The organism is Actinocrispum wychmicini (genome assembly GCF_004345645.1).
GTDB lineage: Bacteria > Actinomycetota > Actinomycetes > Mycobacteriales > Pseudonocardiaceae > Kibdelosporangium > Kibdelosporangium wychmicini.
This window is the reverse complement of the sequence record NZ_SLWS01000003.1, coordinates 126,020-141,715: the sequence shown is the minus strand read 5'-3', so window position 1 is coordinate 141,715 and position 15,696 is coordinate 126,020. Positions and strand designations below refer to the sequence as shown.

Genomic DNA, 15,696 nt, shown 5'->3' with positions numbered 1-15,696 from the left:
CCTTTCCGGCCGCCTCAGCCGCCCAGCGTGACCGACGCCAGATGATCCTGCAGTCGGGCATGGCGGAACTGGTAGACGGCGCCGGCCTGGCGCAGCACTCCGCGCCGGTGGGCGTCCTCGAGGAAGGCGATCATCACCCAGGGTTGCTTGTTGGTCAACGAGAACCAGACGCGAGCGACCAGCACCCACCGTCCCCACGCCGTCATCCCGAGGCCCACCACCACGCCGGCGACCAACCCGACCGCCGGCCCCGTGGCCAGACTCGCCGCCTGTCCGGTCATCACCTCGAACGCGACCCCGAACGCCGCACCGAACACCAGCCCGATCGCCACCGACTGGACAACCGCGTTGGTGCGGCTGCTCTTGAGCAGGTCAGCGGGACTGATGGCGGTCCTGATGTCGACCGCCACCGCGAGGCCGCCGATCAGCCCGACCATCGGGCCCGCGATCAGCCCGCCCGCGATTCCCCCGGTGATCGCCGTGCCGAGTTCGGCCGAGGGCCCGCCGGCGAGGTCGAACGCCACGCCGAACGTGACCCCGACAAGCGGGCCGACGGCGAGGCCGACGAGCACCCGGCGGGTGATCTCCGGCAGCCGGCCACGCACCCGGAACTTGATCGACTGCGGCTCGGGCTCCTTGGTGACCAACGCCCCGAACAGCACGCCCACCGCGAGCGAGAACACGATGCCCGCGGCGACCCTGACCCCGAAGCCGATGGCCAGCACACCCGTCAGCCGGGACGCCGCGCCACCCAGGAACGTGAACGTGACACCGACCAGCAGCCCTGGGACGAGCCCGTAGCTGAGGCCGTACATCAGGCCGGCCACCAGCCCGAAGGTGAGCAGGAACTCCAGGCCCATGGTGAAGAGCATCCCGGTGAGACTCGCCGCCAGGGCGCCCACCGCGGCGAAGGCGGCCAAGGTGACCACCCGTGGCACGGTCCGGCCCAACTGCCACCACAACAGATCCCTGGTCCCCAGCCGGTTCAGCTGCCGCGCCAGCTGGTGCAGCCACTGGTGGGCCAGGTCCGGGTCCCAGCGCCGGTACCGGCGGCGGTCCCGGTCGAGCGGCGGGTGGCGGTAGACAGCGGGGACGAACGCGTTGAGCAGGTGGGCCTCCACCGCGTCCGCCGTGCCGAACCGGCCGGTGTCCAGGAGCTCCACCGGATCGTGCTCGCGGGTGTCGCTGTAGATCGCCCGCGCGAGGCCGACCATCAGCGGCGTGCTGAGCACCTTCTTGAGGTCCCCGGCGCTGTCCAGCCGGGCCAGGACCGGATCCCAGATCGGGGTGGTCTCGCCGTCGCGGAGTGCCGTCCTGGTCGTGGTTCTGGGCAGATACGCCGTCAGGTCCCGCAGGGTGAGCTCGTCGAGCTCGATGCCGGCGGCGTTGGTGAGGACGTCCGTGGCGGTGATCGCGGCTTCGAACTCGGCCGTCCGGCTGGTCAGCACGAGCGGCGTGGTGAGCGTGTTCAACGACCTCAGCGCGGCGCCGTGCAGGCCGTCGGCGATCTCGTCGAACCCGTCCAGGACGGGCAGTATCCGGCCGTCCCGCACCAGCGCGGCGGCCAGCGTGATGTTGTCCGGCCCCCGCGCGGCGAGGCCGGGATGGTCGCGGCTGAGCTGGTCGGCGAGCCAGTCGCGCATCGAGACCTCGGCCGGGTTCCACGAGCCGAGGCTGAAGATGACCGGCACCAGGTCGGTGTCCGGACTCGCCAGCAGTTTGAGCACCAGCCGCATGACCAGAATGGTCTTGCCCGACCCGGCGCGACCCAGGACGACCAGCCGCCGAACCTCGCGGAGCATGTCGGCGACCTGGTCAAGGTCGCCTTCCGCGAACGGGTCGGCGAGCGTGGTGGCCGAGGCGCGGGCGACGTTGGCCCAGTGGTCGGTGAGTTCCGCGGGCGCGGTGTGCCAGCGCACCGGCAGCGGGAACGGGTCGTGGATCCGCCGCAGCGCCTCCTCGTGTTCCCACTGGCGCCGGACCGCGTCGGCGAGTTGTCCGGCGGCGGCGTCGAGGCTCGCCTCGCCCGCGTCACCGGCGATGAACCGGCGGACCGGCCGGACGACGGACCGGGCTTTCGAGATCACGTTTCCCGCGACGACCTCCTGCCCACGGCCGGCCGCGGCCCGTTCGCGCGCGGCGGCCAGGAATTCGTCGTGCCGCCACTGCGTCCGGTAGAAGTCGATCTCAGCGAGCGCGTCCGAATACCGGCCCAACGTCAACAGAGTGTTGATGAGCAGTTGGCAGGCGTTCTGCCGCTCGCCGTCCAGCCGGACCCGGAGGTTGGCCATTCCGTCACTGGCCGAAACCCCGGTCAGCGGATGTCCTTGGCACTGTCGCATCGCCTGCCGAAGTTCGGTCAGCGCGGCGCGGAACTCCTTCTTGGTGAACGCGATCTTGCCGGCTTGGAAATGGTTCCTGAACCTGTGGTAGTCGACCGCTTCCTCGGTCAGGTCCAATTGGAGGGCGCTGTTCTTGCTTCGCGGCAGCCTCGCGGCGGCACCGAAGACATCCGCCAAGGATCTGCGCAATTCGGTGACGTGCCGGTAGAACGTGTCGGCATTGCACGGTTTGTCCCAGACCAGCGTGATGAGCCGCTCGGTGGTGATCGGCTGACCCAGGTGAAGCAGGAGAACCGCGAGAATGGCCCGGCCGGTGGGCGATATCGCGACCGACAAGCCCGCGTCGTCCCGTCCTTCGACCTGCCCGAAGACCCGGAATTCCATGCGCGCACCCGTTATCCCGACAGCCGGTCTGAAAACTCACCTAACCACACCCGGCCGTCCCATTCGAGTGAACCGCCTACATCCGTTCGAGTGATGCAGTCGATCTTCCAGTCGATCGTCCAGCTGATCTTCCACCCGTGCACCGCAGATTCACCGCCACACATGGTCGTGATCGGAAAAGGTGGCGAGCGATGGCGGAACAATGGGTGCGTGGACCGGTCGGGATGGGCTCGGACGCGACGGTTACCCGCAGCGGTCTTCGCAATGTGCTGGTGCTGGTGCCGCACCTGGTCGCGGGTACGAGACTGCTGGACCTGCTGCGGTTGTTCGAGGGTGACAAGCGCGTACAGGTGGTCTTCACCGTTCCGTCGACCTTGGCCACCTGGCGGGGCGCGGCGGAACTGGTCGTCGCGCAAGGCGGCGTTCTGCTGCCGTGGCATCAGGCCACCCAGACCGGGTTCGACCTGGTTCTGGCGGCCGGCAGCCTGGGCGTTTTCGACGTCCGCGGACCTGTGCTGTACGTGCCCCACGGCGGCGGGTTCGCGCAGTACCGGTTCCGGCCGCGGCGATCCGGACACGTTCAGCCGGTGGCCGGCCTGGACCGGCAGTTCCTGATGCGCGACGGCGCGGTCCGGCCGGCGGCGATCGTCCTGACCCACGAGTGGGAGCGGGCGGTGCTGCGCGAGTGGTGTCCGGAAGCCGTCGACCGCGCCGTTGTCGCCGGTGACATCGCCCTCGACCGGCTCGTCGCCAGTGTGCCTTTCCGCGACAGCTACCGCGCCGCCCTCGGCGTGTCCGCCGGCCAGCGAACCGTGGTCGTCAGCTCGACGTGGACCTCACAGTCGGCGTTCGGCCGGCATCCGGACCTGTTCGAGCGGTTGATGGCGGAGCTGCCGTCGGCGGACTACCGGGTCGTCGCGTTGCTGCACCCGAACATCTGGTGCAACCACGGAGCCTGGCAGGTACGGGCGTGGCTGGCCGACAGTGTGCGGGCCGGACTGGTGCTGGTGCCGCCCGAGGACGGCTGGCGGGCCGCGCTCGTCGCGGCCGACCTGGTCATCGGTGACTACGGTTCGGTCACCCAGTACGCGGCGGCCATCCACCGGCCGGTGCTCCTCGCGGCCACACCGGACGACGACTACCTGCCCGGCAGTCCGGCCGCGGCGGTCAGGCGGACCGCACCGGGGTTCCGGCTGGACCGTCCGCTACTCCCCCAGGTGCGCGACGCCGTCGACCACACCCGACGCTCGGGGATCGCCGACCTGTTGACATCCGAGCCCGGCCGGGCCGGACGCATCCTGCGCCGCACCATGTACCGGCTGCTCGGCCTGTCCGAACCGGCCCGCGAAGTGCACACCGCGGCCGTGTCACTGCCTCACCCGGTGGCCTGGTAGGCGGCCAGCCTGGCGCGGAGCCGGTCGACCTCCGGCCCGCCGGTGTACTCGGCCAGGTCCAGGGCCTGCCGGAAGTACCCGCGGGCGGCGCCGTCACCGAGCTGGTCGCTGACATCGCCCAGGGCCGCGAGAACCTGCGCGTGGTAAACGTCCGAACCGGACAGTGCCATGATCGGCAACGCGGCCCGCAGGTGGGTCAGCGCGACGTCCAGCCGGCCCATCCGGGTGTACACGGCCGCGAGATGTCGCAGCGTCTCCGCCTCACCTGGTGAGTCAGCCAGTTCCACGAACAGATCCCGCGCGTCCGCCAAGTGCTCGACGGCTTCGTCGTACCGGCCGACGTCGGTCAGGGTCATCCCGATCCGGCGCAGCCGCAACGCCACGCCGCGGCGGATGCCCAGCGCCCGTTCGATGGCCAGGGACCGTCGGAAGTACTCGATCGCCTTGTCCGGCTGGCCCTGCCCGTTGGCCGCCATGCCCAACTGCTCCAACGCGGCCGACTCGTTGCGGTGGTGACCGCCTGCCTGGGCGCGGCGCACGGCGAGTTCGGTCTCGTAGGTCGCCTCGTCGAACCGTCGCAGCTCCAGATAGCCGCGGCCCAGCTGGTACCGCAGGCGGGATTCGGCGGCGTGGTCGGCACATCGCACCGCGGCGGCGACGCCGACCTCGTGGGACCAGATCCAGTCGCCGTAGTGCTTTCGGTACAGGAACAACTCCCACAACGCCTCGCACATCTGCCAGGTCCACTCGTGCCAGCCGTTGCCGGCCGCGAGCCGAACGGCCGCGAGGAGGTTGGCGCGTTCGAGCTCCAGCCAGGCCATCGCCTCCTTCGCGCCGCCGAAGGCCGGCGGGCGCTGGTACGCCTCCTGGTAGCCGGAACCGATGTGCCACCGTAACGGGATCACGACGACGTTCGCCGACATCGCGGTGCGCAGATACCAGTCCAGCATCCGCCGGGCGGCCTGCTCCCGCGCCGGTGCCGAGTCGCCGCGATCACCCTGGGATCGGGCGTGCAGCCGGATCAGGTCGTGGAACTTGAACCGGTCCGCTCCCACGTCGAGCAGCATGTTCATGTCCACCAGCACGGAAAGCAGGTCCTTGGCCTCCTCCGGTGTGGTGTCCACGGCCGCCGCGGCGACCCCGGTACCGAACTCGGCGCCCGGATGGAGCGCGAGCATCCGGTACAGCGCGGCCGGTTGCTCGGGCAGCTCCCGGTAGGACAGGTCGAAGGTCGCTTCGACGGAGACGTCGCCGTTGACCGCCAGCCTCGCCAGCCGCCGCCGTTGGTCGGCGAGGTCGTCGACGGCGAGCGCGATCGAGCGCCTCGGCTGGACCACCAGCCGGGCGGCGGCCACGCACACCGCGATCGGCATGCCACCGCACATTTCGACCAGGGCACGTGCGGCGTCCGGCTCGTTCGCCACCCGGGATCCACCGACGGACCGCGTCAACAGCTCGATCGCGGCCGGCTCCCCCAACGGTTCGAGGACAATCAGGCGCGCGCCTTGCGTGACCAGACCGCCAAGCCGTCTGCGGCTGGTCACCACGGTCACGCTGGCCGAGGACGCCGGCAGCAACGGCCGGACCTGCGCGGCGGACGCGGCATCGTCGAGAAGCACGCCCAGTGCCTTGCCGGCGGTGAGCGACCGGAACAGCTTCGCCTGCTCCGGCACGTCCGCCGGGATCCGTTCGGACGCGATCCCCAGCGCACGGAGGAAACCGCACAGCACAGATCCCGCGGCGACCGGTCCGCCCGGTGTGAACGCGTCCAGGTCGGCCTGCAGGACACCGTCCGGGAACAGCTGCGACCTGCTGTGCAGCCACTGCGACGCCAGGGCGGTCTTGCCCACCCCACCCGGTCCGGTGATCACGATCAGCGCCCGCTGCCGGCCACCCTCGGTCGCCAGACGGTCCAGTTCGGCGAGGTCACCGGCCCGATCCGTGAATTGGGTAGGCGCCGGCAACAATTGCCACGGCAACGGGACACCCTCGTCATCGCCCACATTTTCGGCGCTCGACGAACCACGCTCCCGCGACGACACCAGCACGACAGCCAATGACTCAAGGGCCCGATCGGCGTGCCGGCGCACGGTCTTCATGGCGCACTTGATGTGACGCGCCAGTGATTCCCGACGTTCGGTCAGCGTCGGATAACTGTGTTCGGCGACAAGATTGAAGTCGACCGACATGAAAAGACGCTCATGGTCGCCCAACTCTTCGACGGCGTCGCGCAGCGCCGTGACCAGAAGAACGACATCCGAGGCGTCGCCATGGTCCGATGTTCCCGCGCCCAGAAGATGCCTCCGCACCGGCCCGGAAAGCTCCAGCACAACAGCGGGGTGGCCAAGACCGAGCCGTTGTCGCATCCGTTTCAGTTCGAAAGCGACCTGCTCAACGGACGGCGGTGGGTCGGTCGTCACGTATTCACTGTATGCCCGGCGGGCCACCCGGTGACCACTAATTGGGCAAGTACCTGGCCTGGTTTCCGCATCGCGCGGTGGGCACGCTGGAGGTGATCGAGCAGGTTCGTCGCGATGCGACAGTGGATGAGGCGATGACCGCAGTTCTGGAGTGGGTCCGTGACGCGTTGGCGCTCGCCGTGACGCTCACCCTCGCACTCCTGATCATCTGGCCCGGAAAGCGCCGGACCACACCGTCCAGGATGGTCCGGCTCGCCGCCGTGGCCGTCGCGGTCGCGGTGCTGTGCCTGGCGTTGATCCCGGACGCCGGCGTGAACCTCGGCCAGTGGATCGTCAGCCTGTTGTACCCGAACTGAGCAAGGAGCGAAGATGTCCGTACCGGGCAACGGCTTCCGCCTGTCACCGACGGGCAGCTGACCATGGCTCAGGGCGACAGTGACACGCGGAATGTGATGAGCGGCGCCGTGCGCGGCGGTGTTGTACAGGCCCACCACATCGGACACGTCACGGTGACGGGTCCGGCCGCCTCCAGTGCGGGCGGGCAAGCGGCGCGCAGGTGGCCGCGGCGGTTCGGGGTGGTGCCACCGCTCGCCCACTGCTTCCAAAGTCGCGCCGAGACTGAGTTGCTGCCCGATGCCGGGCGGGGTGACATGGCGGCAGGTGACCCGACATGTGCGGTGGTCTTCGGTCTGGGCGGCGTCGGCAAGACACAGCTCGCTGCCGCGTACGCGGAACGGATGTGGACCGAGCAGGCGGTCGACTTGCTGGTGTGGGTCGCGGCTGATTCCCGCGCGGCGATCGCGTCGGCCTACGTCGACGTCGCCGCGGAACTCACCGGGACCTGGTCACCGGACGCCGATCAGGGGGCAGAGCGGTTTCTGGTCTGGCTGGCCGAAAGCACGGTGCGGTGGTTGATCGTGCTGGACGACGTGCAGGCCCCGACCGACCTCGACCGGTTCTGGCCGCCCCGGACCGCCTCAGGCCGAGTCCTGGTGACTACCCGCCGCCGGGATGCCGCGCTCGCCGGGCACGGCCGTCGTCTCGTCGACGTCGGGGTGTTCACCTCAGCGGAGTCCGCCGCGTACCTCGCCGCGAAACTCGACACCGCGCCCGGAACCCGTGCAGCGGACTTGTTGGCCGACGACCTGGGGCATCTGCCGTTGGCGCTGGCCCAAGCCGCTGCCTACATCGTGGATGAGGACATCGGTTTCGGCGAGTACCGGGCCCGCCTGGCCGACCAGCGTCACGCGTTGGCCGACCTCGTCCCTGAACCAGACGCGCTGCCCGACAGCCACCGCGCGACGATGGCGGCGACCTGGTCACTGTCGATTCACCGGGCCGACTCGCTGCGTCCTGCCGGGATGGCTCGGCCGATCCTGGAGTTGGCCAGCCTGATGGACCCCAACGGTGTTCCGGTCGGCGTGTTCACCTCGAAAGCGGTCGCGTCCAGTCTGGGCACGGTGGACGATCCCGCCGGCGTCGAGCAGATCCGCAGCGCGTTGCAGTGCCTGCACCGGTTGAGCCTGGCGACCGTCGACATGACCAGCCCGCATTCGGCGGTTCGCGTCCACGCGTTGGTGCAACGGGCGACTCGGGAGAAGCTCGCCGACCATCGCCTGCAGTCGCTCAGCCACCTCGCCGCGGACGCGTTGCTGGAAGTGTGGCCGGCGTTCGAACAAGACACGACTTTGGTTCAAGCGCTCCGCGCGAACACTGACACTGTCCACCGCCACGCTGGCGATCGACTGTGGACTCCCGAGTTGCACCAGGTGCTCTGCCGCGTCGCCGCGAGCTATCGCGCCAGCAGGTTGACCACCACCGCCATCGATCGTTTCCAGCACCTACACGACGTTGCCGAGCAACGGTTTGGACCGGGCCATCCCAGGGCTTTGTGTGCTCGCCGCGACCTGATCGACGTGCACAGCGCGACCGCGGAGTTCAACGCGGCCGTGCTCGCCCTGGAACATCTGCTCGCCGACGCGACCCAGGCCCTCGGCCCTGATCATGCCGAAACACTGGCCACCCGCCACCTGCTTGCCTTCCGGCGCGGTGTCGGCGGTGACCTACCAGGCGCGATAGCCGGTTTCACCGCCTTGCTCAGCGACAACCTCCGGCTGTTCGGACCCGACCATCCGGAGACCATGGTGTCCCGCAGCCACCTGGCCTGGTGCCGAGGTGAGGCCGGTGACATGGCAGGCGCTGTCGCCGCGTTCGAACAGTTGCTCGCCGATCGACTCCGCGTCCTGGGGCCGCACCACGAAAGCACGCTCACAACTCGCGGACTGCTGGCTCGCGCTCGCGGTACGGCCGGCGACCCAGCCGCGGCCGTGTCCGGACTCCAGGAACTGCTCGACGACGTACAGCGGTTGGTTGGTCCGTACCACCCTGGGGCCTTCGCGGTCCGGATCCATCTCGCCAGCTGGCTGGGCCGAGCCGGTGATCCGGCGGCGGCCGTGGCCGAGCTCGAACAACTCCTCCACGACCAGCGCGGATCACTGGGACCTGAGCATTCGGACACCTTGTCCACCCGATGTGACCTCGCCCGCTGGCGGATCGAAGCCGGCGATCTGGCGGCCGTGACCGAGCTCGAACAGCTTCTTGACGAGCAGTGCGGTTCGCAGGGATCCGAACACCCCGACACGCGACATACGCGCGTCACGTTGGCCGAAGCGCGGCAGCGCGCCAACGGCGAACTGGGTGCTGGGGACACTCCCGAGCCTGGTGGACCTACCGGGGTTCATGGAGCCCAAATGCAAACACACCGGTACTGAACGCGCCTCCGTCCGCTGTCGACTAACGGGTGACCAGGATCCGGCGGAGCACAGTCGGCGTTTGCCCGAGGTGGTCACGGACCGTGCGCGTCAGGTGGGCCTGGTCGGCGAAGCCCAGGTCGGCGGCCAGGGAGGCCAGGCTGGGTTCGCCGGCTTCCAGGCGGTCGAGGGCTCGGGCCACCCGGACCCGGTTGCGGTACCGGGTCAGTGACACGCCGAGGACTCGCGGGAAAGCGCGGCTCAGCCGGTAGGGCGAGACGCCGAGCTGGGTGGCCAGCGAGCTGAGCCGGCGGGCCGCTGGGTGATCGGCGGCGATCGCCGCCCGGGCGTGGTCGACCAGCGCGTCGTCGGACCGGGACGGCCGCCTGCCCGGCAGCGCGGACCGGGCCGCGGTCTGGCCGAGCATGCTCGCCATCATGTCGAGCAGCTCTTCGGTACAGGCGTATCCGGGGTCCGCGGTGGCCGCGAGCATCCGTCGGTGGGCGAGTTCGATCCGGGCGGTCGTGTAGGCGTGCGGACGGGTGATCGGCACGTCACCGGCCATCGAATGCCACAGCTGTGGCGTCAACGTGACGACCGTGCACACTTCGCCAGACGCTGGATGCGCGTACTCCTCATACGCGCCAGGCACTCCCAGGTACGCGACCGTTCTGTCCATATCGGACACCGCACCGCCCCGGCGCACCCGGAACATGCCCTTGCGCACCAGCACCACCTGGTAGCTGTCCTGGTAGTCGCCGAACCAGCCGGTGTGGTCGTCCAGGCAGCTGAACTCGCTGACCCGGAAGGAGCGGTCGACGGCCACGTCGGCCCAGCATCGGAGGTGCATGCGCCATGCTAACCCCGGGATGCGCAAAGTTCTTCAAGACCGTGGGGCGGCCGGACGGGCAGCCTTTCGGCCATGAGAAGAACCAAGGAATACGCCGCCCTCGCGGCCGCGGTGGGTGCCGCGTTCGTCATCCCGGCGACGTCGTCGACGGCCGTCGAGGACCACTCGTCGCACGACATCGCCGTGGTGGCCGCGTTGGACACCCAGTACCAGGCCGCGGTGAAGCGCAACGACGCGGCGACCATGGACCGCATCCTCGCCGACGACTTCGTCCTGGTGACCGGCAAGGGCGCCGTCGTCACCAAGCAGGACCTGCTGAGGGACGCGCGTGCCAAAACGTGCGTCTACGAACACCAGGAAGAGGTCGCGGGCACCCAGACAGTCCGCCAATACGGCCCCAGCACGGCGATCGTCACGGCCCAGCTCTGGGAGAAGGGCACGTGCGCCGACGGCACGTCGTTCGACTCCCACCTGTGGTTCAGCGACACCTACGTGAAGTCGTACGGCCACTGGCGGTACGTCTTCGGCCAGGCGTCCCGCGCGCTGTAGCGGGATCCTGCCCGGCCGGCGTGGGAGGCGCCGGCCGGGCCAGGGGACCCGCCTAACGGGACGAGCCGAGCGCGGCCAACTCCGACCGCCAGTACGCGGGCAGGGCGTTCCACGGGTTGGGCAGGGCGGTGTCGGTGACGAACACGTAACCGGCGTTGCGCTGCCTGGACTTCTTGATCACGTCCCGCATCTGGCTGGCGCAGGACGTGCCGAACACCAGGTGCCAGAACCGTTTCGCGGGATAGGCACGGACCCAGTCACTGGGCGACCAGGTCACGTACGTGTCGTAGGTCCCTTCGAAGTCCACCAGGACGTCCGAGACCTTGGTATAGCACTCGTCGGTGTTGGTGCCGGGGTTGAGCACGACCAGCGCGTTCGGCCTGATCGACTTCACGTAGTCGTGCAGCGCCTGATAATAGCCGAGCTTGTCACAGGTGTTCGCGGCCTGGTCCAGGAAGATCCCGTCGGTGCCGTACCAGATGAAGGCGTTGGCGATGTCGGCGAGGACCGTGTCCACGGGCCGGTTCGTGTAACTTGTGTCTACATAGGACAGCAAGCGGACGCCGGACGAGCGGGTGCGGTCCACCACCCGCTTGACCTCCGGCAACAGCACCGGGCCAGGGCCGGACGCCTGAATTCCGACGATGGCCAGACTCGCGTTGGGTGCTTCGTTCGCGAGTCGTCGCCACAGGCCAGGTCCGGTGCCCTCGGTGCCCCAATACGCGGGTATACCAAGGCGTTGCGAGTTGTTTCCACAGGCCGCCGCGTCCGCCTGGCTCGTCACGACCACCACACAGACGGCCGCTCCGATTCCGACGGCACGCAGCCAGCGTAAAGGAGTTCTCATGCGCGTCGCCCTTTTCTTTGTCGAGCAACGGTTCACCGGCCGAGTCTACGAGTCGCCCGGCACATCCAAACCCTTCTGACGAGGTAGGCCGACCGGGTGAACCGGCCGATTCGCCAAGCGACGGAATATAACGCGGGACACGGAAACGACGACGAACTGTTGAGGGACAAACACCAACAGCGAGGAGTCGGTCGTGACAGGTGCTTCACCGAGACAGTCGAAGATCGGTGTGATCGGCATGGGCTACGTCGGTCTCACCCTGACGGCGGCCATGGCGCGCCGGGGATTCGAAGTGCACGGCGTCGACACCCAGCCCGCGGTGGTCGACTCGTTGTCCCAGGGCCGCCCGCACATCTTCGAGCCGGGCGTGGACGAGGCGTTCCGGGAACTGACCGGTGAGCGGATCTTCATCGGGTCCGAGCTGCCGGACGCCGGCGTGGACGTGGCCATCATCTGCGTCTCCACGCCGGTGGACGAACTCCGCCACGAGCCCTACCTGGAGAATCTCGCCGCGGCCGCGGAACACGTCAGCAAACGGTGCACTCCGGACACCTTGGTCGTGGTGCGCAGCACGGTCCCGGTCGGCGCCACTCGCGCGGTTGTCCTGCCGCGCCTGCTGGCCGCGTGGAGCTGCGCCCGGCTGGTCATGGCTCCGGAACGGACCATTCAGGGCCAGGCCCTGCGGGAACTGGTCGAACTGCCGCAGGTGGTCGGCGGGTTGAACGCGGAAAGCCTCCGGCTGGGTGTCGAACTGTTCTCCGACCTGGCCGCCCAGGTCGTCCCCGTGTCCACCTTGGAAACCGCCGAACTGGTGAAACTCACCAACAACTGCCACACCGACGTGATCTACTCGTTCGGCAACGAGGTGGCGCGGATCACCGAACGGCTCGGGCTTGACCCGCTCGAGGTGATCCGGGCGACCAATGTGGACTATCCGCGGCCGGACATCGCCAAGCCCGGGTATGTCGGCGGCGGCTGCCTGTCCAAGGACCCGTATATCCTTCTTTCCGTCGCCGACCAGGTCGGATACGTGCCGCCGCTGATCAGCGCCGCCCGCGCTGTCAACGAGGAGACGCCGGTGCACGTCGCTCGCCGAATGGTCGACCTGATCACCGACCCGGCGGACAAGACGCTGCTGGTGCTCGGCTGGGCGTACAAGGGCTGGCCGCCCACCGACGACATGCGGGGCACGCCGATCGCCGCGATGATGCCCGTGTTCACCGCCGCCGGACTGCGGGTGCTCGGCCATGACCCGCTGGTCAGCGCGGACGTGATCCGGCAGTACGGCGGCGATCCGGTCGACCTGGCGGACGGGTTCGCCCGCGCGGACGCGGTTCTCGTGATCACGGACCATCCGGAATACCGTGACCTGCCTGTCGACACCCTGCTCACCGGCTCGAACGTGCGCCTGGTGTACGACTCGTGGCGGATCCTGGACGCGGCCTCGATCACCGCGCACGGCGCCCAGTACGCCGGCCTGGGCTACGAGCCCGAGGTGGCCGAATGAGGGCGTTGATCCTGGGCGGCGCCGGCTTCATCGGGCTGCACCTGGCCCGCGGCCTGCTCGCCCGCGGCCACGAAGTGACCATTGTGGACGACTTCTCGCGCGGCCGGAACGACCCCGAGCTGGCCCGGCTGGACGTGCCCGTGATGTCCGCGGACCTGACTGATCCCGCTTCCATGAAAGACATCCCGCACGGCTGGGACCAAGTCTACATGCTGGCCGCGGTGGTCGGCGTCCGCAACGTCGAACGCGACCCGGCGCGGGTGATCCGCGTCAACACCCTCGCGCTGCTCAACACGCTGGACTGGCTGCGTCCGGACGAGAAGCTGTTCTTCGCCTCCACCAGCGAGACCTACTCCGGCGGGGTCACCGCGGGCGTCGTGCAGGTGCCCACGCCGGAACACGTTCCCTTGCTCATCGAGGACATCACCGCCCCCAGGTTCGCCTACGCGGTCAGCAAGACGCTCGGCGAGGCCGCGGTCGTGCACACCGCCCGCGCCAAGGGATTCCCGTTCGTCATCGGGCGTTTCCACAACGTCTACGGGCCGCGGATGGGCTCCGACCACGTCATCCCCGAGCTGTCCTTGCGCGCGATCGCCCAGGAGAACCCGTTCCGGGTGTACGGGACCGACCAGTACCGCGCGTTCTGCCACGTCGACGACGCGGTTGAGGCGATGACCGCGCTGATGGGCACGGAACGCGCCAACGGCGAGATCGTCCACATCGGTAACGACCTCGCCGAGACCAACATCGGCGACCTCGCCGCGCTGGTGCTCGACATCGCCGGACACACCCCGGTGCTCGACGAGGTGCCGGCGCCGCCCGGCTCGGTGAAACGGCGGTGCCCGGACCTGGCCAAGCTGCGGGAACTCACCGGCTTCGAACCCGCGGTGTCCCTTTCCGACGGTGTCCGCCAGACCTTCACCTGGTACCGCGACAACAGCCACTGACCAGGCAAGGATGGTTCCCGGGCGGCTGCCCGGGAACCATCCTTGTCAGCCCCAGATCTCGCGGACCGAGTCAGCGAGACCGTATTTCGGGTGCCAGCCCAGCGTCCGTTCGATCCTGGTCAGGTCGGCCGCTATCCACGTCACCGCACCGGACCGGGCGGGGGCCGGATCGGCCTCCCGGACCTGCCCGGTGAAGCCAGCCACGTCGGCCAGCATCGCTACCGTGTCCCGGGTAGCCACCGCGACGCCACTGCCGACGTTCAGCACCGGCGGCGGTTGCTCCGCCGACAACGCGGCCGCCGAGATCGCCGTGGCCACGTCGCGCACGTCGACGAAGTCCCGGTACGCTCCGAGCGGCCCCAACTGAATGTGTTCCACGCCGCCGGCCATGGCCGCGCGGATGCTCGCCGCGGCCCGACCGAGGACCGTGCCGGCGGCGATGCCGGCACCGATCGGGTTGAACACCCGCAGCACCACCGCGTCCAGTCCACTGTCCACCGCGGACTGGACGAGCATGGTGCCGGCGAGTTTCGTCACGCCGTACGCGGCGACCGGCCGGGCCGGGGAGTCCTCGGTGACGGCGGCACCGGTCGGCACCACGCCGTACTCGCCGGCCGATCCGAGCGTGACCAACCGCGCCTTCGGTGTCACGTCCCTGATCGCGTCGAGCAGGTTAGCGGTCGCTAACACGTTGGCGCTCACCAGTTCGGCGGTGGTTCCGTCGAGCCGACCAGTGCAGTTGACGACGACGTCCGGCCGCTGTGCTCGCAGCACCGCGGCCAGCCTGTCCGGGTCGCCGCCGATCAGGTCGTGCCGGGCCCAGCCGGGTTCGTCCGGCGCGCTCCGGCCGACCTGGATCACCACGGCCACCCGCGGGTCGCCGTTCAGCGCGTTCCCGACCTCACGGCCGAGGAACCCCGACGCGCCGAACAGCAGCACCCGCGCTGATGCCATTTCACGTGTCATTTCGCCTTGTCATTTCAGCGCCTGGGCCGGCAACAGCACCGACCGCCTCGCCTCGAAGCTCCGGTTGGCCTCGTCGTAGTCGTCCGGGCGGCCGATGTCCAGCCAGTAGCCGCCGAACTCGAAGGCCGCCGGTTTCTCGCCGCGGGACAACAGGTCGAGCACGAGGTCGTCGAGTCCGAACGGGACGTTCTTCGGGTAGGGCGCGAGCGTCTTGCGGGACATCGCGTACACGCCCATGCTCACGCCGTAGGAGAGGGTCGGCTTCTCGACGAACCGGACGATCCGGCCCTGGTCGGTCTCCAGCGTGCCGAAGTCGATCTTCACCTTGCGCTGGTAGGTGGCGATGGTCAAGGGCGCCTCGCACGTGATGTGGTGGTCGAGCAGCGAGACGTAGTTCAGGTCGGTGAGCACGTCACCGTTCATCACCAGGAAGTGGTCGGGGAGCTGGTCCAGAAAGGTGAGCAAGGGACCGATGGTGGACAGCGGGCTTTCCTCCTCCGAGTAGTCCACCGTGAGGTCCCAGCGCGACCCGTCGCCCACGAAGGCGCGGATCAGCGAGCTGAGGTGGCCGATCGCCAGGGTGACCCGGGTGAAGCCGTAGGTGTGCAACTGCTGCAGGATGATGTCGAGAATCGCGTACTCTTCCCCGATCGGCACAAGGGGCTTGGGTAACGCCGTTGTGTAGGGGCGCAGTCGCACCCCCCGGCCCCCTGCGAGTATCACCGCGTGCATCGTTGGAG

12 protein-coding genes are annotated in these 15,696 nt (G+C 69.1%); 6 read left to right on the top strand and 6 right to left on the bottom strand.

What is annotated here, in order from left to right:
- Positions 1-14: 14 nt before the first annotated feature.
- Positions 15-2,726, bottom strand: a complete 2,712-nt coding sequence (locus EV192_RS15020) for an AfsR/SARP family transcriptional regulator (RefSeq protein ID WP_132115634.1) — start codon at positions 2,724-2,726, stop codon at positions 15-17.
- A gap of 191 nt (positions 2,727-2,917) precedes the next feature.
- Between EV192_RS15020 and EV192_RS15015 the strand changes: the two genes are divergently transcribed.
- On the top strand, positions 2,918-4,120 hold the full coding sequence (locus EV192_RS15015; protein ID WP_132115632.1) for a hypothetical protein: 1,203 nt from the start codon (positions 2,918-2,920) through the stop codon (positions 4,118-4,120).
- On the opposite strand, the gene EV192_RS15010 is transcribed toward EV192_RS15015, so the two are convergent.
- A complete protein-coding gene (locus tag EV192_RS15010) occupies positions 4,102-6,540 on the bottom strand; it encodes an ATP-binding protein (protein ID WP_132115630.1) in 2,439 nt (812 codons plus the stop codon). The two genes, EV192_RS15015 and EV192_RS15010, sit on opposite strands and share 19 nt — an antisense overlap.
- 134 nt (positions 6,541-6,674) lie before the next feature.
- Here EV192_RS15010 and EV192_RS15005 point away from each other — a divergent pair, with 134 nt between their 5' ends.
- Positions 6,675-6,896, top strand: coding sequence for a hypothetical protein (locus EV192_RS15005; RefSeq protein ID WP_132115628.1), 222 nt, complete (start codon positions 6,675-6,677; stop codon positions 6,894-6,896).
- A gap of 96 nt (positions 6,897-6,992) precedes the next feature.
- Positions 6,993-9,311, top strand: coding sequence for an FxSxx-COOH system tetratricopeptide repeat protein (gene fxsT / locus EV192_RS15000; RefSeq protein WP_165960391.1), 2,319 nt, complete (start codon positions 6,993-6,995; stop codon positions 9,309-9,311).
- A gap of 22 nt (positions 9,312-9,333) precedes the next feature.
- On the opposite strand, the gene EV192_RS14995 is transcribed toward fxsT, so the two are convergent.
- On the bottom strand, positions 9,334-10,116 hold the full coding sequence (locus tag EV192_RS14995; RefSeq protein ID WP_243726849.1) for a helix-turn-helix domain-containing protein: 783 nt from the start codon (positions 10,114-10,116) through the stop codon (positions 9,334-9,336).
- Between the two features lie 96 nt (positions 10,117-10,212).
- Here EV192_RS14995 and EV192_RS14990 point away from each other — a divergent pair, with 96 nt between their 5' ends.
- Complete coding sequence (locus EV192_RS14990) at positions 10,213-10,689, top strand: nuclear transport factor 2 family protein (RefSeq protein ID WP_132115622.1); 477 nt, start codon at positions 10,213-10,215, stop codon at positions 10,687-10,689.
- Between the two features lie 52 nt (positions 10,690-10,741).
- On the opposite strand, the gene EV192_RS14985 is transcribed toward EV192_RS14990, so the two are convergent.
- On the bottom strand, positions 10,742-11,536 hold the full coding sequence (locus EV192_RS14985; RefSeq protein WP_132115620.1) for a spherulation-specific family 4 protein: 795 nt from the start codon (positions 11,534-11,536) through the stop codon (positions 10,742-10,744).
- Between the two features lie 193 nt (positions 11,537-11,729).
- On the opposite strand from EV192_RS14985, the gene EV192_RS14980 reads away from it, so the two are divergent.
- A complete protein-coding gene (locus EV192_RS14980) occupies positions 11,730-13,043 on the top strand; it encodes a nucleotide sugar dehydrogenase (RefSeq protein ID WP_243726848.1) in 1,314 nt (437 codons plus the stop codon).
- Positions 13,040-13,990 (top strand): NAD-dependent epimerase/dehydratase family protein, encoded by a 951-nt coding sequence (locus EV192_RS14975; protein WP_132115618.1) that lies wholly within the window; start codon positions 13,040-13,042, stop codon positions 13,988-13,990. Before EV192_RS14980 ends, EV192_RS14975 begins: the two co-directional genes overlap by 4 nt.
- Positions 13,991-14,035: 45 nt before the next feature.
- On the opposite strand, the gene EV192_RS14970 is transcribed toward EV192_RS14975, so the two are convergent.
- Both EV192_RS14970 and EV192_RS14965 read right to left on the bottom strand, forming a co-directional pair.
- Positions 14,036-14,944 (bottom strand): NAD-dependent epimerase/dehydratase family protein, encoded by a 909-nt coding sequence (locus tag EV192_RS14970; protein ID WP_132115616.1) that lies wholly within the window; start codon positions 14,942-14,944, stop codon positions 14,036-14,038.
- Positions 14,945-14,965: 21 nt separating this feature from the next.
- Positions 14,966-15,688, bottom strand: a complete 723-nt coding sequence (locus EV192_RS14965; protein ID WP_132115614.1) for a nucleotidyltransferase family protein — start codon at positions 15,686-15,688, stop codon at positions 14,966-14,968.
- Between the last annotated feature and the right edge of the window lie 8 nt (positions 15,689-15,696).

What these genes read in the sequence shown, in the direction of transcription:
- EV192_RS15015 (WP_132115632.1), top strand. Translation starts at nt 2,918, where the DNA reads ATGGCGGAACAATGGGTGCGTGGACCGGTCGGGATGGGCTCGGACGCG.
- EV192_RS14990 (WP_132115622.1), top strand. Translation starts at nt 10,213, where the DNA reads ATGAGAAGAACCAAGGAATACGCCGCCCTCGCGGCCGCGGTGGGTGCC.
- EV192_RS14965 (WP_132115614.1), bottom strand. Translation starts at nt 15,688, where the DNA reads ATGCACGCGGTGATACTCGCAGGGGGCCGGGGGGTGCGACTGCGCCCC.
- EV192_RS15020 (WP_132115634.1), bottom strand. Translation starts at nt 2,726, where the DNA reads ATGGAATTCCGGGTCTTCGGGCAGGTCGAAGGACGGGACGACGCGGGC.
- EV192_RS15005 (WP_132115628.1), top strand. Translation starts at nt 6,675, where the DNA reads ATGACCGCAGTTCTGGAGTGGGTCCGTGACGCGTTGGCGCTCGCCGTG.
- fxsT (WP_165960391.1), top strand. Translation starts at nt 6,993, where the DNA reads ATGAGCGGCGCCGTGCGCGGCGGTGTTGTACAGGCCCACCACATCGGA.
- EV192_RS14970 (WP_132115616.1), bottom strand. Translation starts at nt 14,944, where the DNA reads ATGGCATCAGCGCGGGTGCTGCTGTTCGGCGCGTCGGGGTTCCTCGGC.
- EV192_RS14985 (WP_132115620.1), bottom strand. Translation starts at nt 11,536, where the DNA reads ATGAGAACTCCTTTACGCTGGCTGCGTGCCGTCGGAATCGGAGCGGCC.
- EV192_RS14975 (WP_132115618.1), top strand. Translation starts at nt 13,040, where the DNA reads ATGAGGGCGTTGATCCTGGGCGGCGCCGGCTTCATCGGGCTGCACCTG.